This is a genomic window from Romboutsia sp. BSD2780061687b_171204_C1, assembly GCF_015560225.1.
Classification (GTDB): domain Bacteria; phylum Bacillota; class Clostridia; order Peptostreptococcales; family Peptostreptococcaceae; genus Romboutsia_C; species Romboutsia_C hominis.
This window is the reverse complement of record NZ_JADMRK010000002.1, coordinates 500,614-524,839: the sequence shown is the minus strand read 5'-3', so window position 1 is coordinate 524,839 and position 24,226 is coordinate 500,614. Positions and strand designations below refer to the sequence as shown.

Here is a 24,226-nt window from a genome sequence, read left to right as displayed (position 1 = left end):
ATTAAAAAAATAGGGGAAAGTAGATGAAAATAAGAGGGAATTATAAAAGGTATATTTGTAGTAATATTATATTGTTTATATTGATTGCTTTACTAATTGGATTTTCTTGGATATTGCACTCAGAAAAAGGTATAGAAAACAGTATTAAAAAAGAATTGGCAATAGAAAAATTAGACGAAGCCGTTAGAGATAATAATCATATATTCTCTTTAAAAATAAATGATGTAGATGGAAATTATATAAAATATAGTTACTTAGATAAAAGTAATATTATAAAAATAGGAATAATAAGAATAATTATTTTTTTAATAATAATTTACATAATTATAATCATAAATAAGAAAATAAAAACATTTTTAGGTAAAAAATCTTATAAGAAAATGCATGAGTTCGTAAGATATAATGAAATTTTAATTGAAGGTAAAAAATATTTATCAGATAATAAAAATAAAAATCTAATAGCTATAAATTTTGATATAGATAAATTTAAAATAATAAATGATGTATATGGATATAAAGCCGGCGATGAAGTATTAAACTCCATTGCTATTAACATAGATAAATACTTCAAAGATAGAGGAATCTACGGTCGAATTACAGGAGATATATTTATAATAATTACTAAGATAAAATCAAAAGAAGATATAAAGGATATATTAGAACTAATAAAAACTAAAATTATAAATGTAAATCTTAAAGATTTTAATATAAGTGTAAATGTCTCTATTGGGTTATGTGAATTAGAACAAGGTGAAGATGATATAGAAAAAATTATAAGTAATGCAGATATGGCTAGAATTAAATCTAAGGAGATAAATAATATAAGTCATGTAATCTTTGATGAAAAGTTAAAACAAGAAAAGAAAAAGTTGATAGAGTTAGAAAGGGATTTATTTAAATCTATAGATAATAATCAACTTAGATTATATTATCAGCCAAAGTTTAATATACACACAAAAGATATAGTAGGGGCAGAAGCTCTAATAAGATGGGAACACCCAACAAGAGGTATGATAAGTCCGATGGTATTTATACCTTTAGCAGAAAAAACTAGATTTATAAATAAAATAGGTCGTTGGGTATTAGAAGAAGTTTGTAAAATTATAAAGAAACAAGAAAATGAAGGATTAGATGTAGTTCCAATAGCAATAAATTTATCTAGGGTAGAGTTATACCAAAAGGATTTAGTAGATTTTATTGAAGAAATGTTAAAAAAATATAAAATAAATCCAAATTTAATAGAGATAGAAGTAACAGAAACTACAGCTTTAAAGGATTTAAAGTTTATAAACAAGAAATTAAGTGATATAAAGTCTTTAGGTATAAAGATAGCTATGGATGACTTTGGTACTGGAAATTCAAACTTAAGTGGCCTTAAAGATATATGTATAGATGTTTTAAAATTAGATAAATCACTTTTAAATGATATAGAAAAAGATTTAAAAACTCAAGTTATGGTAAAGTCTATATTAAATTTATCAAAGGATTTAGAATTAATGACTATATGCGAAGGTGTAGAAAATACAAGTCAAATAGAGATATTAAAAAATATAAATGCAGAGGTCGTGCAAGGCTATGTATATTCAAAGCCATTAGAAGAAGAAAAGTTTAATAGGTTGATTAAAGATAAATCATTATATAAAGATAAATAGGATGGTACCATCCTATTTATTTTTGCATAATTTACATTAAAGTAAATTTTAATGGGGGAAAATATGAACAAATCTACTTTTAATATGCTTACATTTGATGGTGGTGGTCTTAGGGGATCTTTAAGTATAAGACTATTTGACAAAATACAAAAAGAGTACCCAAATATATTAAAAGAAACTAATTTATTAGGGGGAACTTCAACAGGTAGCTTAATAGCTCTAGGTCTTTCTTATGGATTAAGTTGTGAAAGTATAAAAAAACTATATTCATTAGAATATGCTAAATATATATTTAAAAATCCTCAACAAGAAATATTTAGACCAAAATATAATAATGATAATTTAAAAAAAGTACTACTTAGTATATTTCCAGAGGATTTAAGATTGAAGGACTTAAAAAAACTCGTTGTAATTCCTACTTTTTATATAGGGGATGACAATAATTCTTGGAGAGCTATATATTACAACAATCTACCAAATTCAGAAACAGAAAATGCAAGAGTTGTAGATGTTGCTATGTCAAGCTGTGCAGCTTTAATTTTTTTCTCAACCTATAAAAATCATATAGATGGTGGGATAATGGCAAATAATCCAAGTTTAGCTTGTTTGATATATGCAATGTCAAAAGAGATTGGTAAAAGTATAAACGATATGAGGATACTATCAATAGGTACAGGATATAAATTTGATAAAATAATAGAAGATACTAGTGAATGGGGAGCACTAGATTGGATATTAAGCAATGAACCTGATTTTCCAATAATATCTGTAGTACTAGAAAGTAGTTTAAGTACTAGCAACGAGTTTTGCAAAAAGCTATTAGAAGATAATTATTTTAGAGTAAACCCTAAGACAGATATAGATATAGGCATGGATAATTATAATGCTCTAGATTATTTAAATAAAGTTTCTAATGATTACGATGTAAAAGATATTATTAACTGGCTAAACACAAAATGGAAGTAAATAAATTATATGTGCTACAATAAAAAGGGGGATATTAAAATTTGGAGGGGAAGATGGAAAAACACACTAAGGGGGATAATTTTGTAGTATCTAAAAACTATGAAAATAGCTTAGATACATTAAAAAAACAAGAAAAGGGAATTTACTATACACCAAGAGAAATAGTAGATTATATACTTGAAAATACATTAAAAAAACATGATATAATAGATAACCCGTGTCCAAAGGTATTAGATATATCTTGTGGATGCGGTAATTTTTTGTTAAAAGCTTATGATGTACTATATGAACTAATAGAAAATAACATAGAAAAATTAAATGAACTATATGGAGATAAATTTATATTGGAAAATATTCATAGTCATATATTAAGTAATTGTATATATGGATACGATATAGATAAAGATGCAATAGATATACTAATAGAGTCTCTAAATAAAAAGAGCGATAGCATATTGGTTAAAAATTTAAATATATACTGTACTGATAGCTTAAAGCATAACTTTAATGAAAAATTTGATTACATAATAGGAAATCCTCCATATATAGGTCATAAAAAGTTAGATAAAGAATATAAAAAATTCCTACTTAAAGAATATAAAAATACATATAGAGATAAATCTGATTTATATTTTTGTTTTTATGAAAAGTGCATAAATTTACTAGAAAAAGGTGGAGTATGTAGCTTAATAACTCCTAGGTACTTTATAGAAAGCCCGTCAGGAAAACACTTAAGAAAATATATATCAAAAAATACATACATAAAAGAAATTATAGATTTTTTAGGAGTTTCTGTATTTAAAAATATAGGAATTTGTAGTTGTATACTAACTTTAGTTAAAGATTTAAATAAAAATAGCAAAATAGATATATTAAAACCAGTAAATGAAAATATGCAAATAGAAGATTTAAGATATCTACTAAAAAATAATAAATTCGAAAAATTTTACATAGACCAAGAAAACCTAGATGAAAATTGGATTATATTAAATGAAAATGATAAAAAACTATATAATAAAATACAAAATAATTGTAATTATATTCTAGAAGATATAGTTACAAGCTTTCAAGGGATAATCACAGGATGTGACAAAGCTTTTGTACTAGATATAAAAGATGAAAAAATAAACAAGGTAGATAAGAAATTATTAAGAAACTGGATAAAAAATAAAAATATAAATAAATACACAATTTCAAGTAGCAACTATAAACTAATATATTCAGATGATATAAAAGACGAAAATGATTATAAGTTAGAAATAGGGGAAATAATAGGAAAATATAAAGATAAACTATGCAAAAGAAGAGAATGTGTAAACAACACAAGAAAGTGGTATAAACTTCAATGGGGAAGAGATAAAAATTTATTTGAACAAATAAAAATAATGTATCCTTATAAATCTTCTCAAAATAAATTTGCAATAGATTACAATAATAGTTTTTGTAGTGCAGATGTATACTCATTTTTTATAAAAGAAGAATATAAAAAGGAGTTTTCAGAAGAGTATATAGTTGGCATATTAAACTCAAATATATATGATAGATATTATAAAATAAATGCTAAAAAGATAAGTAAAAATATTTATGATTATTATCCAAATAAAGTAATGAAAATAAAAATATTTAAAGATGATAATTATCATAAAATAGAAAATTTATCAAAATTAATAATACATAATATAAATAACAATAAGGAAATAGATAGCTTACAACTAGAAATAGATAATCTTATAAAAGACTCATTAGACATAAAATCACTAATGTAGTTTGAAATTCATATAGTGTATAAAACTTAATTTTAAGGAGGGGACTATATGATAAAAGCTAATATAGATGAGACGAGGCAAATTGTTCATATAGAAGTTAGTGGGTATATAAGTAGCCGTGAAGCTAAAGATTTTTTAAATAATTATAAACAAATGACAAGAGAATTAAGGGGAAGTAAATATAGCTTAGTTGTTGAGCCATATATATTTGAATGTGAAGAAGATGATGATATAAAAAAAATATGTATGTCGTTTTTTAAGAGTGGTTATAAGAGAATATATTTAATAGATTCAAATAATTATATAATGGATAAAGTAAGTTTATCTAAAATAGAAGAGCGAATGTTTAACAAGCATGTAAAGACAATAGGTTCAATAAGTGAAGTAAGATAAAATATTTGAAAGATATATACTTTTCTATTATTTTTATGATAAAATGTAATTACTAAAAGTATATATCTTTCTTTATAAAATAGGTGATATAATGAAGGGTTTAATTTTAGAAGGTGGAGGTACCAAAGGTGCCTACCAAATAGGAGCTTACAAAGCTTTAATAGACTTAGGTATTGAGTTTAATGGTGTAGCAGGTACATCAATAGGAGCTTTAAATGGAGCCTATATACTTCAAAATGACATAGAAGTAATGGAGGAAATTTGGTTGAAATACGACTATACTCATTTTATGAATATAGACGAAGAAACATATGAAAAATATAAAAATGTAGATTTTACAACCAAAAGTTTTAATACTGTAATTGAGCTTATGAATAAAGCTAGAAAAAATGAAGGTATTGATATAAGTCCACTTAAAAAACTACTCCAAGATACCTTAAACGAAGATGCAATTAGAAACTCTAAACGTGACTTTGGATTAGTTACAGTTACTTGGGATAAAAAAATAAATCCTCATCCTATGTACTTAGAACAAATACCAAAAGGTAAATTAGTAGACTACTTAATAGCAAGTGCAAGTTTACCTATATTTAAATTAGATAAAATAGATGATAAGCTTTATTTAGATGGTATGTTTTTTGATAATATGCCAATAAGCCTTTTAGTAGATAAAGGATATGAAGATTTAGTTGTAATAAGATTATTAGATGACTTTTTGGGTAAGAAAAATTTAAACAAGCATCAAGATATAAATATAAAAACAATAATACCATCAGAGTATTTAGGAGGCTCTTTAAATAAAGACAAGGATAGTGTAAAGAGAAATATAGATTTAGGATATTTAGACACTATGAAAGCCTACAATAGATATGAAGGTATTAAATACTATTTTAATGCAGATTATAAGTATGATGAAGAATATTGTTTTTATAAATTAAAACATATAGATAAAGAAACTATAGAAAACCTTTGTACAGTACTAGGTATAAAAAGAGAGGCAAGTACTAGATGCCTATTAGAAAGTGTTATACCTAGAGTTGGGGAGCTACTTAATTTAGAAAAAGAATTCTCATATCAAGATTTATTTTATGCTATATATGAAAAGAAACTTGAAGAAAATAATATAAGCAGAGTAAAATTATATGATTTTAATAAATTAGTAGAAACTGTTAATAAAAATATAACAGATAATAATAGCCATAAATTAAATGCAGAAACATTAGCTATAATTTCTTTACAAAAAAATAAATTGGCAAAAATAATTACCAATTATTTCTTGAAAGATTTTAAAACACAAGGTTAGTTAAATTTTCTCAGGGTGGGACATAAAAAGTACCATTGGACAAAATCGTTCCATTGTTGTAAAATAATAAAGTACCATTAAAGAGAATTTTTAATAAATATACTATTAATTAAAAAACTAAAAAGTCTTTATTAAAAATTTTAGTAGGTAGGCTTTTAGGGCATATAAAATAATTATATGCATAACAAATAATTATTAAGGATTATAGCAAAAATTAGCTATAAACAATATTTAAAGAAGAAATTTATTGGAGGTTTCACAATGGAAAAATTAGTAACTATAACAAATGCAAGTGGATTACACGCTAGACCAGCAGGAATGTTTGTAAAGAAAGCTGCTGAGTTCAAATCTACAGTAGAAGTTAACGCTAAAGGAAAGACAGTTAACGCTAAGTCAATAATGGGTATAATGAGTTTAGGATTAGCTCAAGGAGACGAGTTAACAATCGTTGCTAATGGTGAAGATCAAGAAGCTGCAGTAAATGCATTAGCTGAATTAATAGAAAGTGGATTTGGGGAGTAGTTAAATAAACCTCGGGAACTTGCCGAGGTTTTCTTTGGTATAGAAAATAAATAATATATAAATTTCAAAATGCATCGTTAGGAGGATTACCTATGTATAAAGGAACAGGAGCATCTCCTGGAATCGCTCTAGGAAAAGCACTAATAGTAGAACATAGTGAATTAGTTATAGAAAAAAAGTCGATAGATAATGTAGAAGAGGAAGTACTAAAGTTACAAAAGGCTGTAGAAATTTCAAAAGAGGAATTAACTAAGGTCAAGGAAAAGGCTTTTGAGGAATTAGGGGAGCATGAAGCCCAAATATTTGAATCTCATTTATTAGTTTTAGAAGATCCAGAATTAGTAGATTCTGCAGCTAATAAAATAAGAGATGAAAAAGTAAATGCTGATTTTGCATTAAATGAAATAAAAGAAATGTTTGTAGCTATGTTTGAATCTATGGACAATGAGTACATGAGAGAAAGAGCAGCAGACATAAAAGACGTTACAAATAGAGTACTTAGACATATATTAGGTGTAAAAGTAGTTGATTTAGCAGGTCTTGAAGAAGAAGTTATATTAATAGCTCACGATTTAACACCTTCAGATACTGCCACTATGAACAAAAAAATGGTATTAGGTTTTTTAACAGATATTGGAGGAAGAACTTCTCATACTGCTATAATGGCTAGAACATTAGAAATAGCAGCAGTTGTAGGACTTAATGATGCAACACAAACTATAAAAGATGGAGATTTTGTAGTATTTAATGGAGATACTGGTGAAGTTATAGTTAATCCAGATGAAGAAACTATAGAAAAATATACTAAACTTAAAAAAGAATTTGAAGATTATAAAAGAGAGTTACAACAATTAAAAGGAAAAGCATCTATAACTTTAGATGAAAGGCATGTAGAGCTTGCTGGAAATATAGGAAGCCCTAAGGATGTTGAAGGTCTTATAAATAACGATGCTGAAGGTGTTGGACTATACAGAACAGAGTTCTTATATATGGACAAGGAAGATGCTTTCCCAACTGAAGAAGAGCAATACGAAGCTTATAAAGCAGTTTTAGAAGGAATGGATAATAAGCCTATAGTTATAAGAACATTAGATATAGGTGGAGATAAAGAACTTCCATACTTTAAAATGGATGAAGAAATGAATCCATTCTTAGGATATAGAGCTATAAGAATATGTTTAGATAAAACTGAAATATTTAAGACTCAATTAAGAGCATTATATAGAGCAAGTGTACACGGAAGATTAAGAATAATGTTCCCTATGATATCTTCATTAGGAGAATTATTATCAGCTAAAGAAATTATAAAAGAAGTACTAGCTGAATTAGATAAAGAAGGTATAGCTTATTCTAAAGATGTAGAAGTAGGTATGATGATAGAAATACCATCAGCTGCTGTTATATCTGATATATTAGCTAAGCATGTAGACTTCTTCTCAATAGGAACTAATGACCTTATACAATACACTTGTGCAGTAGATAGAATGAACCAAAAGATAAGTCACTTATACAACCAATTCAACCCAGCTGTACTTAGACTTATAAAAATGGTTATAGATAATGCACACAAAGAAGGAAAATGGGTTGGAATGTGCGGAGAATCTGCAGGAGATAAAAGAATGATACCAATACTTTTAGGTATGGGACTTGATGAATTCTCGATGAGTCCAATATCAATACTTCCTGCTAGAAAATTCATAACTTCAGTTAAATATGAAGATATGAAAAAATTTGCTGATGAAGTATTATCATTATCAACAGCAGAAGAAATAAAAAATCATGTAGATAAGACTTTTAATTTCTAATTTTAATATTAAAGCTAAAATTTAAAGGATATCTCAATTTAAGAGATATCCTTTTACATGTGAAAATAAAATGGATATACAAATGGTAGCTGTTCCTATAGTTTTAATTTGCTTTGCTATAATCATAGGTATTTTAGGATTAGTATTATACGCACTTATATTACTTATAAAATTATTAAAAATATATATAAAGAAAAATTCTTAAGCAACTCATATATGAGTTGTTTTTATTTACTTTAAAATTAATTACTAGAAAGAGGAATAAGTAATAAAATAATGTAAAAACTAAACTAAGAAAAAAGACAGCTTAGGAGGCAAATAATATGATGGAAATATTAATGGGTACTGGATTACTTTTAGTAGTCCTTGCACTATTTACTCTATTTAGCTACAAAGCACCATATGGTATGAAAGCCATGGGAGCATTAGCTAGTGCTGCTTGCGCAAGTTTCTTAGTTGAAGCATTCCACTTCTCATTTTTTGGAGAAGTATTAGGATTTAAGTTTTTAGAAAGTGTAGGATCTGCAAATGGTTCTATGGGAGGAGTAGCAGCTGCAATACTTGTTCCTCTAGCTTTAGGAGTATCACCAGTATATTCTGTACTTGTAGGTTTATCTGTATCAGGATTTGGTATACTTCCAGGGTTTATAGCAGGTTACTTAACATCTTTTGTGGTTAGATTCTTTGAGAAAAAAGTACCAGCAGGACTTGATTTAATAGTAATCATAGTTATAGGAGCGCCACTTTGTAGAGCTATAGCTATGGGAATGGACCCTATAGTAAATAATACTTTACTTCAAATAGGTCAAGTTTTAATAAAGGCAGCAGATACATCACCAATAATAATGGGTATTATACTTGGTGGACTTATAACAGTTGTTGCAACAGCACCACTTAGTTCTATGGCACTTACATCTATAATAGGTCTTACAGGACTTCCAATGGCCATAGGTGCATTAGCAGTATTTGGTTCTTCATTTATGAATTTTATTTTCTTCTCAAAGATGAAATTTGGTTCTAAAAAAGATACAATATCAGTAGCAATAGAGCCACTTACACAGTCAGATATAATATCTGCAAATCCAATACCAGTATATACGACAAACTTTATAGGAGGGGCAATGTCTGGTGTTATAGTAGCTTTAATGCAACTAGTAAATAATACTCCAGGTACAGCAACACCAATAGCTGGGTTTGCTATAATGTTTGCTTACAATCCACCAATACAAGTTTTAATAGCAGCAGCAGGATGTATAGTAGTGAGTATTTTAGGTGGATATATAGGATATGCTTTATTCAAAAACTACAAGATAGTAAGAGCTGACAAAATAAGAGGAGATGTCATAAATGATAATGATTAAATTAAGTTAATAATAAATTTATTAAATAAAGTATGAAACTTTTTACAATATTATCATAGTATATAATAAGAAATAATTTAAACTTTTGTGTTTATTAGTATATAAATTAGTATAAAAATATTAATTAAAAAAATCATTAATTTACATTTTATATTAGTTTTCTAATTAAATATAAGGTTAAATAAATAATTACTATAAAAATAAAGCTATTATTAATATAATACTTAAAAATAAAAAGTAGTAAAAAAATATATATAAAAAAAAGATTTGACAGAAAATTTATAATAATATATCATTAACAATAACATAACAAAGACTATGAAAGGAAGAGTAGATATAGTACGTAGTCAAAGCGAGTTGGTGGCGGTGAGAGTCCAACACGAAGGCTATATTGAAGAACATCCTGGAGTTGCTAACCGAAACAAAAGTAGGCTTAGACGGAACCAACCCGTTATCGAATTGGAATGTACTAAGATTATTCTTGCTACATTATTAAGGTGAGCTTATTATTAAGCTAATCAGGGTGGTACCGCGGAAGATATGCCTTTCGTCCCTATATTTTATATATAGTGGATGAAGGGCTTTTTTATATGCCGAATTTCATAGATTTGTATGTAGCCAAGGCCAGGCTATGGATAAAAATAACTAAACTTAAGTATAGTTAATTAAGTTTTAAAGTAAGTATGACGTCATACTCCTTAAATAAAAAAATAAAAGGAGATAATAAAAATGAGTTTAATAATACCAACACAATATAAAACAAAACTAAGTATAATACAAACGCAAGAAGCTATAAAAGATTTAAAGGACTTTTTTGAACATAGATTAGGTGAAGAGCTAAGGTTAACTAGAGTATCATCGCCATTATTTGTATTACCTGAAACTGGTACAAATGATAACTTAAATGGAATAGAAAAGGCTGTAAGCTTTGAGGTACCTGATATAGGTAAAAAGGCAGAAATAGTTCAATCATTAGCTAAATGGAAAAGAATGGCTCTTAAAAAGTATGGATTACCTACAGGAAGAGGAATCTATACAGATATGAATGCTATTAGAAAAGATGAAGAATTAGATAACATACATTCTATATATGTAGACCAATGGGATTGGGAACTTATAATAGATAAAAAACAAAGAAGTAGAGAAACATTAGAAGAAGTGGTTAAAAAGATTTACAAAGTATTTAAAGAAACTGAAGAACATGTACAAAGTATATATCCAGAAATACAAAAAATACTTCCTGAGGAGATAACATTTATAACATCTCAAGAATTATTAGATTTATATCCAGAGTTAACTCCAAAAGAAAGAGAAGATAAAATAGTAAAAGATAAAGGGGCAGTATTTTTAATGCAAATAGGAAAAGTACTTTCAAATGGTGAAAAACATGATGGAAGAAGTCCTGATTATGATGATTGGGAATTAAACGGAGATATATTATTCTATAACCCTGTATTAGGTAGAGCATTAGAATTATCGTCTATGGGAATAAGAGTAGATGAAGAAAGTTTAGATAGACAATTAAGAGAAAGTGGATGCGATGATAGAAGAAGCTTAGATTATCATCAAGCATTACTAAAAGGAGAACTACCATATACTATAGGTGGAGGAATTGGTCAATCTAGAATATGCATGTATTTCTTAAACAAAGCTCATATAGGAGAAGTACAAGTTGGAGTTTGGCCAAAAGAAATGATAGAAGAATGTTACGAAGCTGGAATAAGTTTACTATAGTACAAATTGAGTCTAATATATTTATATAAAATATCATATAAGTTATAATAATGCTAATATATAGATAATAAATATTTTTTATAACTTAGGAGTGATAATATTATGAATATTATAGATAAAATATTAAATTTTTTAAAGGTAACATTAGTAAGATTTAGAAAAGCTAAATTTGGTTTTATGTTTTTTATAAATATATTTAAATTACCAGATTTATTAAAAGAAAGTAGAGTTAGTATAATGAGTAAAGCAAAGGTAATATTTGCATTAATAGTAGGACTACTTTACTTAATATTAGGTATAGATTTTATACCAGAGATTATACTTGGGTTATTTGGTTTTATTGATGATTTATTTATTTTAATATGGAGTTTGGGAATAATAAATGAAGAAATAGAAAAATATAAAGTTATCATCAAAACAGATAAGAATTCAAATATCATAGAAGATGTCAATTTTAATATAAAAGATTAAGAAACGGCTATTATGCCGTTTCTTTTAATTTATACAAAAACTTGTGAAAATAGTATTATATATATTTTTGAGTACAAGTTTCGACAAAAAAATATAAATGCAGATGATATAATAAAGTATCATAAGTCGAAAAAATATAAATTAACAAAACATATAGTTAATATATATAAATTAAAATTTTGGCAAAAGTAGGTGATAATCATGAGGAAGTGTAAATACCTAAGTTTCATTTTTATTACTATTTTGATATTGGGAATATATACAAAAGATATATATTCAGAAGGAAAAAGAAATATTTTATTTATTAGTTCAGGAAATCCTAATTTTTTAAACTTTGATGAATATATGAGTGGAATAGCAGGTGGGTTAGGCCATGATATAAATTTACAAACGGAGTATATGAATTCAAAATATAACTATAACCCAAAGCATGAATTAGAATTTTATGAGTTGCTAAGCCATAGAATAAGAAACTATAAAAATTTTGATGGAATTATTGTAGAAAATGATGATGCATTAGAATTTGCTATAAAATATAGAGAAGATTTATTTAAAGATATTCCTATTGTATTCTTCGCAATAGAAAATGAAGAACTTATAAAAAAGGCTTTGTCTTATGATATGGTTTCAGGGGTAAAGGAAGTATCATCAATAGATAAAAATATAGAGCTAATATCTAAATTTCACAAAGGTGTAAAAAATATTTACTTTATGTCTGGATATAAAAGTGAATTAACAAAAGAAGATATATCTTATTATGAAAATAAATATAAAAAAAATAATATTAATTTACATGAGGTAGTTACTCGCAATATAGATGTTAATGATTTTAAGAAAAAGTTAAAAAAACTAGAAAGTAGTGATGCAATTATAACTTTTTATCCAGGGTATTTTGAAAATATTAATTTAGGACACGAAGATACAATTGGGCTTATAAAATCATTAACTAAAGATGTTCCTATATATAGTTCATTTGAACATAGTATAGGGAAAGGTACTATAGGTGGTAAGGTTGTAAGTCCATATAATCAGGCTAAAAAAGCTGGGGAAATAGTAAATTCAATTTTATCTGGGAAAAGTGATAAAAAAATTTATATAGGTGATGACAATGCAAATAAGTATATATTTGATTATGAGGTAATGAAAGAATTTGGTATAAAAAAGCATGATTTACCAGACGGATCTGTAATAGTAAATGATCCAATAGAAATTTATAAAAAACATGAAAATTATATACTAGTAGTAATTTCTATTATTTTAGTTCTAGTAGCTATGGTAATAGCCTTAATATCTTATACTAACTATAAAATGAAATATGAAAAAGAACTTTTAAGATTAATTGATGAAGGCGAGGAATTAAGCAGATTAAAGGCACACTTTACATCTAATATTAGTCATGAACTAAGAACGCCAATTACTGTTATCTCATCAGTAATGCAGCTTTCAAAATCAAAATCTAAAAACAATGAATTCATAATAAGTAATAATAATTATGAAATTATAGAAAGTAATTGTAATAGATTGCTAAGGTTGATAAATAATTTAATTGATATTCAAAAATTTAAATGTGTAGATACAAAACCATATTTACAAAATGTAAATATAGTTGAGTTAATCGAAGATATAACTTTATCTGTAATACCATATACAAAATCTAAAAATTTAGATATTATATTTGATACTACTGACGAGGAAATTATAACAGCTGTTGATATTGATAAAATGGAAAGGGCAATACTTAATTTATTGTCAAATGCAATTAAATTTTCATACAATGGTGGAACTTTAAATGTCAATGTATCAACGTTAGAAGATAATGTTGAGATTGAAATAAAAGATAAAGGAATAGGTATGAATGAGGAAGAGTTAGAGCATATATTTGATATATTTTACCAAATAGATAATACCATGACTAGAAAGAATGAAGGAAGTGGGGTAGGATTATCTATTGTTAAGCTATTTGTAGAAGCACATGGAGGAAAAATTGATATAAAATCAAAATTAAATGAAGGCACAACCTTTAAAATAAAAATACCTATAATTAAAATAAGTGAAAATAGATGTGATAAATATATAATAGAAGATGAATTAAAAGAAAAGGTAAAATTAGAGTTATCAGATATATATATGTAGATATAAAATAAAAATTATTTAAAATTATAAAGAATAAGTGAAAAGAATAAAAAAGATAGTTTCTATTTTATGAAATTATCTTTTTTTATTATAAAAAATTTAAAAGTAAATTTAAAAAAATAATATTGAAATTAACACTATATAGAAAGAAAATTAAGAAAATTTCAATTATAAAGAAAAGCGATTTAATAAAAAAAGTATAAAAAGTTAGAAATAAAATAAAATAAAGAAAAAATCAAAAAAAACAAAAAAATATCTAGGAAAACGTTGACTAGAATAGAAAAATGTTTTATTATAAGTTTGCAAGGGGAAAAAAATGACAGGGGGAGAAAGATCGTATGAAAAAAATAGGATTAGTTCCTAAACTTATTATGGGTATCATAGCCGGTATATTAATCGGACAATTCGCACCAGAAGTTATAGTTAAAACTCTGGTAACTGCAAGTAGTTTATTCTCTGCATTCTTAAAATTCGTTATACCATTTATAATAATAGGATTTGTTACAGCAGGTATAGCAGATTTAGCAACAGGTGCAGGAAAATTATTAGGGATAACAACAGGAATAGCATATGGGTCTACAATAGTAGCCGGAACATTAGCATTTGCTGTAGCATCGTTAATATTCCCATCTTTTATAGATGCAAGTGTTGCTTCACAAATAGGTGATCCTGAAGCAGGTATGTTATCACCATTCTTTAGTATACCTTTATCACCAATGGTAGATGTAACTGCTGCAATAGTATTTGCATTTACAATGGGTCTAGGTATATCTGCTCTTAGAAACAATGGTAAAGGGCAAACTTTACATAATATATTCCAAGAGTTCCAAGAAATCGTAACGAAAGTATTATCAACAATAATAATACCTTTATTACCAATATATATAGCAGGAACATTTGCTAATATAACTTTTGCTGGACAAGTTTGGTCTATATTAGGAGTATTCTGGAGAGTTTACTTAATAGTAATACCTCTACATTTAATATACTTAACAATACAATTTACAGCAGCAGGAATAGTTACAGGGAAGAATCCTTTCAAAATGTTAAAAAACCAAATACCTGGTTACTTAACAGCAGTAGGAACTCAATCTTCAGCAGCTACTATACCAGTAAATGTAGAATGTGCTAAAAACAATGGAGTAAGCAAAGAAATAAGAGAATTCTGTGTACCTTTATGTGCAACAATTCACTTATCAGGAAGTATAATATCAGTTACATCATTTGCTGTTGCAGTACTTATGATGAACAATATGGATCATAGCTTTACTACTTTATTCCCATTCATATTAATGTTAGGAATAGCAATGGTTGCAGCACCAGGAGCACCAGGTGGAGCTATAATGAGTGCATTACCTTTCTTACCAATGATAGGTATACCATCAGATGGTGGACTTGCAAGTTTAATGATAGCTTTATACTTAACTCAAGATAGTTTCGGAACAGCTGCAAACGTATCTGGAGATAACGCTATAGCAGCAGTTGTTGATCATATAAACACTAAAATGTCTAAAAAAGCAAATAAAGTTGCTTAAGCAATTAAAAAAAATAGCTACCTCTTATGAGGTAGCCTTTTTTATTTAATAAAACATTTCACTTAAAAATCATAAAATATAAACCTAACAAATTAATATTGTATGAAAAGTCATAAATATTTTTATATTTAAACTAATTATATTATAAAAATAAACCTTATAATTAAAAATTCTTTAATTTACATATTGAAAATATTAAAAATCATCAATTTAAATATTTATTTGTTTAAAACAAGCTAAACTTAGCTTTTGCAATGTTAAACTTAAATTTAAATTTGAAAAATATTAAAAAAACTAAAAAAATTATTTGTCTATATTCTTATAATTAAAAATTATGAAATGCTTAACAAAAGAGACATTTGACAGAAGAAGACTACTTTGCTAGACTAAGTCCATTATCAAGGTATAGTCATAACATATTAAATTAATAACAAAGATATGAGAGCCTTATTATAGGTTATTTTTAATAACTTGTAATAGATGAAACTAGCGGATTGTGATTATGAAAGAAGGTAAATCAATTATGAAAAGCAAAAAAGTAAGTATAGCATCGTTATTAGTAGCATTAGGTATCGTATATGGAGATATAGGTACATCACCTTTATATGTTATGAATTCAATATTATCAACTAATAAAGGACAGGTTTCTACGGATTTAGTATTAGGAGGAATATCACTTGTTATTTGGACATTAACACTTCAAACAACTATAAAATATGTAATATTAACTCTTAAAGCGGATAATAACGGAGAAGGTGGAATATTTTCATTATATACTTTAGTAAGAAAAAGAGCTAAATGGGCAATTGTACCAGCGGTTATAGGCGGAGCATCACTTTTAGCAGATGGGATAATAACACCTCCAGTAACTGTTACATCATCTGTTGAAGGGTTACAAATGATATTTCCACTAAGTCTTAATATGATATTAATTATAGTAGTATCAATATTAATATTATTATTTTCTTTTCAAAACTGTGGAACTATGAAGATAGGAAAGCTTTTTGGTCCTATTATGTTTTTATGGTTTTCTATGTTAGCTATACTTGGTATATCTCAAATAATTAATAATCCACAAATAATAAAAGCTATAAATCCTTATTATGGAATAAAATTATTAATTGAAAATCCCAAAAGTACTTATATTTTAGGAGCAGTATTTCTTTGTACAACAGGTGCAGAAGCGTTATATTCTGATCTTGGACATTGTGGAAGAAAAAATATATACTATACATGGTTTTTTGTAAAGGTATGTTTAATACTTAATTACTTAGGACAAGGAGCATGGCTTATGTTAAGAGAAGGAGATGTAGTAATAAATAATCCATTTTTCTTAATAATGCCAAAGTGGTTTATTGTACCAGGGGTCATAATAGCGACAATAGCAGCAATTATCGCAAGTCAGGCACTTATTTCTGGGGCATTTTCATTAATATCAGAGGCAATAAAATTAAATCTTTTTCCTAGATTATTAATTAAATATCCAAATGAGGAAAAAGGTCAAATATATATACCAGTAATTAATTTTACATTAGGAATAGGCTGTATATTGTTAGTTTTATACTTTAAAAAATCTGAGAATATGGAAGCTGCATATGGACTTGCTATCACAGTTACTATGCTTATGACAACCATATTATTATCTCAGTATGAAAAATATAACAATAGAAAAGCTACAAGATCTGTATTAGTTTTAATTGTTTTTGGAATAATCGAATTAAGTTTTTTATATGCAAATTTATCTAAGTTTTTTAGAGGAGGATATATAACTGTATTAATAGGATTTATTATAATGTTTGTTATGTATTCATGGGTATATGGATTAAAGATAAAGGAAAGATACAATCATTTTACCAAGCTATCTAAATATAAAGATAGATTTAAATCTATAATAGAAGATACAACATTGCCCCTATATTCAACACATCTAGTGTATTTAACTCAAACTAGCACTAGGGGGTATATAGAAGATAATATATTATATTCTATATTTAATAAATCACCAAAACGCGCTAAATTCTATTGGTTTGTTAACGTAAGAGTAACTGACGAGCCGTATACTATGAGTTATAAGGTTCATACTATAATACCTAATCAAATATTTAAGATAGAATTTGAACTAGGATTTAAAGTAAATCAAACAGTAAATATATTTTTAAGAGAAGTAATAGAAGAATTAATATCTACAGAAGAATTAAAAATTACACTAAAGGAATATATGATAGATAACAATTTAGAGAAAAATGTTGGAGATTTTAAATTTGTATTGTTAGAAGAAAATTTATCTAATGAAAGTAACCTTTCAAAATGGGATAGTTTTATAATAGGTTTTAAGATACTTATAAAAAAAATAACAGTATCTCCAGCTAAGAGGTTTGGTATAGATACTAGTATTGTTGAAGTTGAGAAAGTTCCTATTATAATAGGAAAAAGGAAAAAGGTAAAATTAACTAGAATAAAATAAAATAAAAGTTATCTCTTACTTTGAGATAACTTTTATTTTTTTATTAAAATATATTATTTAAAGAATTTATTAAAAGTCTATTATCTTTAGGTTTTAAAATACAAACTCTAAAGAAATACTCGTTAAGTCCATCAAAAGAAGCACAATCTCTTATAATTATTTTATGTGGAATAAGCTTATCTCTTAATTCACTTGCAGTTAATTTTTTTGATTTTATTTCACATAATATAAAATTACCTTGGCTATCATAAACATTTAAATCATCTATATTTCTTAAATTATCAAATAAATAATCTCTTTCTTTAGTCATAACATTAATAGTATTTTCTATGAAGTGTGTATCTTTAAACATAACCTCACCCATTAATGTAGCAAATATATTTATATTCCATAAATCAAGATGAGATGATATACTATCTTTTACACTAGTATTAGATATAAGCCCATATCCTAGTCTAATACCAGGGGTTGAGAAGAACTTAGAAGTACCTCTTATAACAAATATATTATTATAATCATCAACTAAAGATGTTGAAGAAAAAGCTTTAGTATCTGTAAATTCTATGTAAGTTTCATCAATCATAAAGAAAGTATTAGTACTTTCAAGTAAAGTTTTTATCTCAGCTTTTGAGAAAGTAAAACCAGTTGGATTATTAGGGTTACAGATAATAATCAAATTATATTTATTACTATTTATGTGATTTATTAATTTATCAATATCAATCTTAAAGTCATTTTCATGTTTTGAGTAATATTTGTCTATATTACAGTTTATCTTTTTTAATTCTTTTTCATACTCAGAATAAGCAGGTGATAAAAGTAGAGCTTTAGTAGGATTTATAGTTTTTATAAATGAAGAAATAAGCTCTGTTGCACCACTTCCTAATACTATGTTTTCTTTATTACAATGACAATAAGAAGAAATAGAATTTTTTAAATTTGTGTAATCAGGGTCTGGATATATAGAAACCTGATCTATATTTTTAATCACAATGTCTTTAGCAGCATTAGATGCACCTAAAGGATTTATATTAGAACTAAAATCTAGAAATTCTTCTTTTGAAAATCCATATTTTTTCGATAAGTCATATAAATTAGCACCATGGTTTAAACTCAAGTAAAACACCTCCGTAGTTAATAGTTACAATTTAATTATAATATAAAAATCGATTATTAGTAGCTTTTATAAAAATATTAAATAATAATATCTAACCAAAAAATCATATTTAGGAAAAGATGTATAGCAAGAAATTTTAAGAAAATAATAAAAATATACTTAAAAATTTAAATAATAAAAAAATATTGAACAATTACTAAAAAAAATATAAAAATGTTCTAATATTTGTGCTTATATGGTATAATGTTTTTATTATAATATACGTAAACAACAGGAGGACTGAAATGTTCAAAATTACAGAAGTATTATTAACAGAAGAACAAATAGCTAAAAAAGTAGAAGAGATAGCAAAACAAATAGAAAAAGACTTCAAAGGTGAAGAATTATTAGTAGTAGGGATACTAAAGGGTGCTAGTGTATTTGTTTCTGATTTAATAAGAAAAATAGACTTAGATGTTAATATAGATTTTATGAGTGTATCAAGTTATGGAAAATCAACTGAAAGTTCAGGTGTTGTAAAAATACTAAAGGACTTAGATGTTAATATAGAAGGAAAAAATGTATTAGTAGTAGAAGATATAATAGATTCAGGATTAACATTAAGCAAATTAGTTGATGTACTACAAACTAGAAATCCAAAAACATTAAAATTATGTACACTATTAGATAAGCCTGAAAGAAGAAAAGCTAATATACCAGTAGACTATGTAGGGTTTACTATAGAAGACAATTTTATAGTAGGATATGGAATAGACTGGGCAGAAAAATACAGAAACTTACCTTATATAGGAATAGTTGGAGAAGAATAATATAGAAGACTTAGCAATGTTGCTAAGTCTATTTTTGTGTAAAGGGTATAAATAAATAAGAAAGTTAGGTATAATTACATAAAAGATAAGTACTTAGGAGGGGGAAATAAAATGGATATTCAATTAAGTATACTACAATTTTTTCAGTCTTTAAGATCTGGCGTATTAGATACTTTATTTTTAATACTTACTATAAGTACAGAAATACCTGTAATAGTTTTATTAACAACAATAATGTATTGGTGTATAAATAAAAAGTATGGTCAAAAGATATTATTTTCATTAGTAGGAAACGTGGCCATAAATTCAGGAATAAAAGATGTAATAAAGGCTAAAAGGCCAATAGGAATAGAAGGGATAACGTCTCAAAGAGTATCAACAGCAACAGGATATTCATTTCCAAGTGGACATACTCAAACTGCAACTTCATTTTGGACAAGTATAATAATTATATTCAAAAATACATGGATTAGTATAATAGGAGCTATTATAATTTTAGGAGTAGGCATATCTAGACTATACCTAGGAGTTCATTGGCCTATAGATGTAATATTTGGATGGGGATTTGGGATAATATTTACTGTAATATTTAGTAAATTTTTTGATTATGTAGATAATGAAAAAAAATATCTAAGTCTTATTTTAATGTTAATACCATTTGCATTAGTTGCATTTTTAGTAAATAGTTCGTCTTATATAAAATCATTTGGATTATTAACTGGATTTGTACTAGGGTATATAGTAGAAGATAGATATATACAGTTTGAAACAGTATCAAAAAATAAAAATAAAATAAACTTTAGTAACAAAAAAGATAATAAAATAGCTAAAAATATATGTAGATTTTTACTTGGAATAATAACTTTAGGATTAGTTTACTTAGGCTTAAAATATACTATGCCAAGTAACAACTTATTTGATTATATAAGATATACAATAGTAGTATTTTATGGAGTTTGTGGAGTGCCATTTCTGTTTAAGATATTTAAGCTATAGTAAGTTTTATTATTTATTGAATAAGATTAATTAAAACATGCATATGAGTATATATTAATTAGATGCAAAGTAAGTTACTTAAAGCTATTAAAAAGTTAAGCTTACTTAAAATAGAAGAGGTGTAAATTTGAAAAAAGTAGTAGTAATAGGAGCTGGAGCAGCTGGTATGATGGCAGCGGCAACTGCAGCAGATAGAGGATTAGACGTAACATTAGTAGAGAAAAATCATAGAGTAGGGCGAAAAATATTAATAACAGGAAAAGGTAGATGTAATATAACTAATAACTGTGATATAGAAGAATTAATAGAAAATGTACCTACAAATGGTAAATTTTTATATAGTGCATTTTATACATTTACAAACGAAGATGTTATAAATATGTTTGAAAGTTTAGGTGTAAAAACTAAGACAGAAAGAGGAAATAGAGTATTTCCAGAAAGTGATAAGGCACATGATATAGCTAATGCACTTCATAAACAAGTAATAGATAAAAAAGTAAAATTGTTATTAAATACTAAAGTAGAAGAAATAATAGCAAAAGATAAAAAAATAGAAAAAGTAATATTAGACAACAAAAAAGAAATACAATGCGATGTTGTAATAGTTGCTACTGGAGGAGTTAGTTATCCTCTAACGGGTTCTACTGGAGATGGATATAAATTTGCTAAAAAATATGGACATACTATAATAGATCCTAAACCTTCTTTAATAGGGCTTGAAATATGTGAAAGTTTTGTAAGTGAATTAGAAAAATTATCTCTTAGAAATATAAAAATAGAGTTATATAACGGAAAAAATAAGAAAATATACGATGACTTTGGAGAATTAGAATTTACAAAGTATGGTATAGATGGACCGGTTGTAAAGTCAGCTAGTTGTATGATGAAAGATTTATCAAAAAATACTTATAAGATAGTTCTAGATTTAAAACCAGCACTAGATGAAGAAAAATTAGATAAAAGAATACAAAGAGATTTCCAAAAGTATACTAACAAGGCCTTTAAAAACTCTTTAGATGACTTATTGCCAAAAAAATTAATACCAGTAATAATAAAGTTAAGTGGCATAGATGAAAATACTGTAGTTCATCAAATATCTAGAGAACAAAGAAAAGCATTAGTACATTTATTAAAAAATATTAATTTAACAGTAAAAAGATATAGACCAATAGAAGAGGCTATAATAACTTCAGGTGGAGTTAAAGTTGGGGAGATAAATGCAAGTACAATGGAATCAAAGCTAATAGATGGATTATTTTTTGCAGGAGAAGTAATTGATGTTGATGCTTATACTGGAGGATTTAATCTTCAAATAGCATTTTCAACAGGTTATTTAGCCGGATATTATTGTTAGCAAGAATTTAGATATTGTTACAAATATTACCTAGAATTAAAAAACTATAAATTCATATAATACTACCAAGAAACAAAATCAAAAGAAAGAAGGTAGTCAACAATGTCAAACAACAACAATAACAACAAAACAGTAGTTCCAGGAGCTAAACAAGCATTAAATCAAATGAAATTAGAAATAGCTAATGAGCTTGGAATGACAAATTACCAACAAATGGACAAAGGAAATCTTACTGCAAGAGAAAATGGTTATGTAGGTGGATACATGACTAAAAAGTTAGTTGAAATGGCAGAACAACAAATGTCAGGACAACAACAACAATAATATATTATTTTAATATATTAAGGAGCATCTTTTAGATGCTCCTTTAGTTTTATATAAAATTAAAAAATACATGACTTATATATTGGATAAAAAATTTTTGAATGGATAAAATAACAATAAAATACATTACATAAGGAGAAATATAAATGTCGACTGTTAATTTTGAAGAAATAAAAACTAAATTTATAAATGCAGATTTAGATGAAAAAATACGTATTTATACAACAACAGAAGGTCTTACAGTAGAACAGTTTAGAGAGCTTCTTAGATATTATCCAATACAGCATTTATCTAAGCTAGAAAAAGCATTAGGATAAATAATAAAAAGTCTTCACTTAATATTTAGGTGAAGACTTTTTATTATTTAAAAAATATCAAAATAATTTATATATGATATTAGATTAATTTACTTTCTCTGGTTTATGTACATAATTATAAATTCTTTCATTACCTAAATCTATAATACCAGTGCTTATGAATTTTATTAAATTATCAACATCACAAGCATTTAGGTATTCTATAGGAATTGACAATGTATATTCACTAGAGCTTAGCAAATTCTTTAATTTTAGTTTTTGAGAAATACTTGGTTTTTCAGGGATAGATTTATTTTTATGTTTTTTGCCTTTTGATAAATTAGCATTTTGCATACTTATTAATTTATCTATATAGTCTATATAAGATAATTTGAAGGTTTCATCTGATAAAAGATTTTCATCTAAAATGTCATTAATAGATTCATTAGATAGTATATTTTCAGCAAACTTATCAGCTGTAAGCTTACCAGTTATAATACCTTTTTGATATTTTCTGAGGACTTTTTTTGTGTGGCTATAGATTTTACTACGTGTTTCTAAATCAAGATTAGCCATTTGCATTAAAACCACTCCTTTTAAAGTGTATATTAGTCTATATATTTTATTATTGACAAGTATAAAAAATATTATAATTGTAAAAATTACAAATATATGGATGAAATATAGATTATATAAAAATAAGTAACTTGATAAGGAGAATTTATATGATAAATGGAATAATAAAGCTATTTTATTCTGAAATAGTAAAAACTAAGATGAAATCTATGCCTTCATCAGACTATACTTACAGAGAAGAGTGTAGAGAAATAAGAAATATGACATTAAAGTTAGATAGTGTATTTTTAAAGATTACAAAGCTACTATTAGCAATAATTATTTTATATATATCTTTTAATATAGAGATTTTATTTGGAATGGGGATGTTGTTAGTAGAATTGACTTATTTAATATATAAGATAAAGTTAGAAGCTCAAGTGAGAGAAAGTATTGAAAATATAAAAAATAATATAGAAATGCCTAAAATACCAACTATAGATGAGAGAGGAAAATCAGGATTAAATGTGTTAGTTACTTTGCTTATAATTGGATTATTAACAGGGTTTAATGCCATTATAATAGCAACTTTTATAATAGTTTTTATATTTACTATAAATAACATATATAGTAATATAAAGTAGACTATATAAAATTAGGGGGTAAGTAG

At 26.0% G+C, this 24,226-nt stretch carries 22 protein-coding genes and 1 other annotated feature; of the genes, 20 read left to right on the top strand and 2 right to left on the bottom strand.

What is annotated here, in order from left to right:
- Positions 1–23: 23 nt before the first annotated feature.
- The 14 genes from I2H23_RS07475 to I2H23_RS07415 all read left to right on the top strand — a co-directional run bounded on the left by I2H23_RS07475 (position 24) and on the right by I2H23_RS07415 (position 18,105).
- A complete protein-coding gene (locus tag I2H23_RS07475) occupies positions 24–1,652 on the top strand; it encodes a putative bifunctional diguanylate cyclase/phosphodiesterase (RefSeq protein WP_195581399.1) in 1,629 nt (542 codons plus the stop codon).
- A 63-nt stretch (positions 1,653–1,715) separates the two neighbouring features.
- Positions 1,716–2,618: a patatin-like phospholipase family protein gene (locus tag I2H23_RS07470; RefSeq protein WP_195581398.1), complete on the top strand. Its 903-nt coding sequence runs from the start codon at positions 1,716–1,718 to the stop codon at positions 2,616–2,618.
- A 41-nt stretch (positions 2,619–2,659) separates the two neighbouring features.
- Entirely contained in the window at positions 2,660–4,384 is a 1,725-nt protein-coding gene (locus I2H23_RS07465; protein WP_242977254.1) for an Eco57I restriction-modification methylase domain-containing protein, read from the top strand.
- A gap of 48 nt (positions 4,385–4,432) precedes the next feature.
- The gene (locus I2H23_RS07460; RefSeq protein ID WP_166505927.1) at positions 4,433–4,777 is read left to right on the top strand and encodes a hypothetical protein; all 345 of its coding nucleotides are present in this window, start codon (positions 4,433–4,435) and stop codon (positions 4,775–4,777) included.
- 91 nt (positions 4,778–4,868) lie between these two features.
- Positions 4,869–6,080, top strand: a complete 1,212-nt coding sequence (locus I2H23_RS07455) for a patatin-like phospholipase family protein (RefSeq protein WP_195581397.1) — start codon at positions 4,869–4,871, stop codon at positions 6,078–6,080.
- Between the two features lie 261 nt (positions 6,081–6,341).
- Positions 6,342–6,602, top strand: a complete 261-nt coding sequence (locus I2H23_RS07450) for an HPr family phosphocarrier protein (RefSeq protein ID WP_092924026.1) — start codon at positions 6,342–6,344, stop codon at positions 6,600–6,602.
- Positions 6,603–6,694: 92 nt separating this feature from the next.
- On the top strand, positions 6,695–8,407 hold the full coding sequence (ptsP, locus tag I2H23_RS07445) for a phosphoenolpyruvate--protein phosphotransferase (protein ID WP_092924029.1): 1,713 nt from the start codon (positions 6,695–6,697) through the stop codon (positions 8,405–8,407).
- A gap of 70 nt (positions 8,408–8,477) precedes the next feature.
- The gene (locus I2H23_RS15470; protein WP_271892550.1) at positions 8,478–8,612 is read left to right on the top strand and encodes a hypothetical protein; all 135 of its coding nucleotides are present in this window, start codon (positions 8,478–8,480) and stop codon (positions 8,610–8,612) included.
- Between the two features lie 118 nt (positions 8,613–8,730).
- On the top strand, positions 8,731–9,768 hold the full coding sequence (locus I2H23_RS07440; protein WP_330615163.1) for a PTS sugar transporter subunit IIC: 1,038 nt from the start codon (positions 8,731–8,733) through the stop codon (positions 9,766–9,768).
- 309 nt (positions 9,769–10,077) lie between these two features.
- Positions 10,078–10,326: a binding site (T-box leader), on the top strand.
- A gap of 171 nt (positions 10,327–10,497) precedes the next feature.
- Entirely contained in the window at positions 10,498–11,502 is a 1,005-nt protein-coding gene (asnA, locus tag I2H23_RS07435; RefSeq protein ID WP_166505926.1) for an aspartate--ammonia ligase, read from the top strand.
- A 102-nt stretch (positions 11,503–11,604) separates the two neighbouring features.
- Positions 11,605–11,973, top strand: a complete 369-nt coding sequence (locus I2H23_RS07430) for a YkvA family protein (RefSeq protein ID WP_166505925.1) — start codon at positions 11,605–11,607, stop codon at positions 11,971–11,973.
- 243 nt (positions 11,974–12,216) lie between these two features.
- Positions 12,217–14,106: a sensor histidine kinase gene (locus I2H23_RS07425; protein WP_195581396.1), complete on the top strand. Its 1,890-nt coding sequence runs from the start codon at positions 12,217–12,219 to the stop codon at positions 14,104–14,106.
- Between the two features lie 338 nt (positions 14,107–14,444).
- Positions 14,445–15,641: a dicarboxylate/amino acid:cation symporter gene (locus I2H23_RS07420; protein WP_092924044.1), complete on the top strand. Its 1,197-nt coding sequence runs from the start codon at positions 14,445–14,447 to the stop codon at positions 15,639–15,641.
- Positions 15,642–16,143: 502 nt separating this feature from the next.
- A complete protein-coding gene (locus tag I2H23_RS07415; RefSeq protein WP_195581395.1) occupies positions 16,144–18,105 on the top strand; it encodes a KUP/HAK/KT family potassium transporter in 1,962 nt (653 codons plus the stop codon).
- A gap of 43 nt (positions 18,106–18,148) precedes the next feature.
- Here I2H23_RS07415 and I2H23_RS07410 read toward each other — a convergent pair whose 3' ends face one another.
- Positions 18,149–19,222: a pyridoxal phosphate-dependent aminotransferase gene (locus I2H23_RS07410; RefSeq protein ID WP_195581394.1), complete on the bottom strand. Its 1,074-nt coding sequence runs from the start codon at positions 19,220–19,222 to the stop codon at positions 18,149–18,151.
- A gap of 284 nt (positions 19,223–19,506) precedes the next feature.
- Here I2H23_RS07410 and hpt point away from each other — a divergent pair, with 284 nt between their 5' ends.
- The 5 genes from hpt to I2H23_RS07385 all read left to right on the top strand — a co-directional run bounded on the left by hpt (position 19,507) and on the right by I2H23_RS07385 (position 23,022).
- A complete protein-coding gene (gene hpt / locus I2H23_RS07405; protein WP_166505921.1) occupies positions 19,507–20,031 on the top strand; it encodes a hypoxanthine phosphoribosyltransferase in 525 nt (174 codons plus the stop codon).
- Between the two features lie 111 nt (positions 20,032–20,142).
- Positions 20,143–21,027, top strand: a complete 885-nt coding sequence (locus I2H23_RS07400; RefSeq protein WP_092924056.1) for a phosphatase PAP2 family protein — start codon at positions 20,143–20,145, stop codon at positions 21,025–21,027.
- A 127-nt stretch (positions 21,028–21,154) separates the two neighbouring features.
- Complete coding sequence (locus I2H23_RS07395) at positions 21,155–22,381, top strand: NAD(P)/FAD-dependent oxidoreductase (protein ID WP_092924059.1); 1,227 nt, start codon at positions 21,155–21,157, stop codon at positions 22,379–22,381.
- A 102-nt stretch (positions 22,382–22,483) separates the two neighbouring features.
- Entirely contained in the window at positions 22,484–22,705 is a 222-nt protein-coding gene (locus I2H23_RS07390) for an alpha/beta-type small acid-soluble spore protein (RefSeq protein ID WP_166505919.1), read from the top strand.
- A gap of 146 nt (positions 22,706–22,851) precedes the next feature.
- The gene (locus I2H23_RS07385; RefSeq protein WP_092924065.1) at positions 22,852–23,022 is read left to right on the top strand and encodes a hypothetical protein; all 171 of its coding nucleotides are present in this window, start codon (positions 22,852–22,854) and stop codon (positions 23,020–23,022) included.
- A gap of 84 nt (positions 23,023–23,106) precedes the next feature.
- Here I2H23_RS07385 and I2H23_RS07380 read toward each other — a convergent pair whose 3' ends face one another.
- The gene (locus tag I2H23_RS07380; protein ID WP_092924068.1) at positions 23,107–23,583 is read right to left on the bottom strand and encodes a hypothetical protein; all 477 of its coding nucleotides are present in this window, start codon (positions 23,581–23,583) and stop codon (positions 23,107–23,109) included.
- A gap of 143 nt (positions 23,584–23,726) precedes the next feature.
- Between I2H23_RS07380 and I2H23_RS07375 the strand changes: the two genes are divergently transcribed.
- The gene (locus I2H23_RS07375; RefSeq protein WP_092924071.1) at positions 23,727–24,200 is read left to right on the top strand and encodes a hypothetical protein; all 474 of its coding nucleotides are present in this window, start codon (positions 23,727–23,729) and stop codon (positions 24,198–24,200) included.
- Positions 24,201–24,226: the final 26 nt, after the last annotated feature.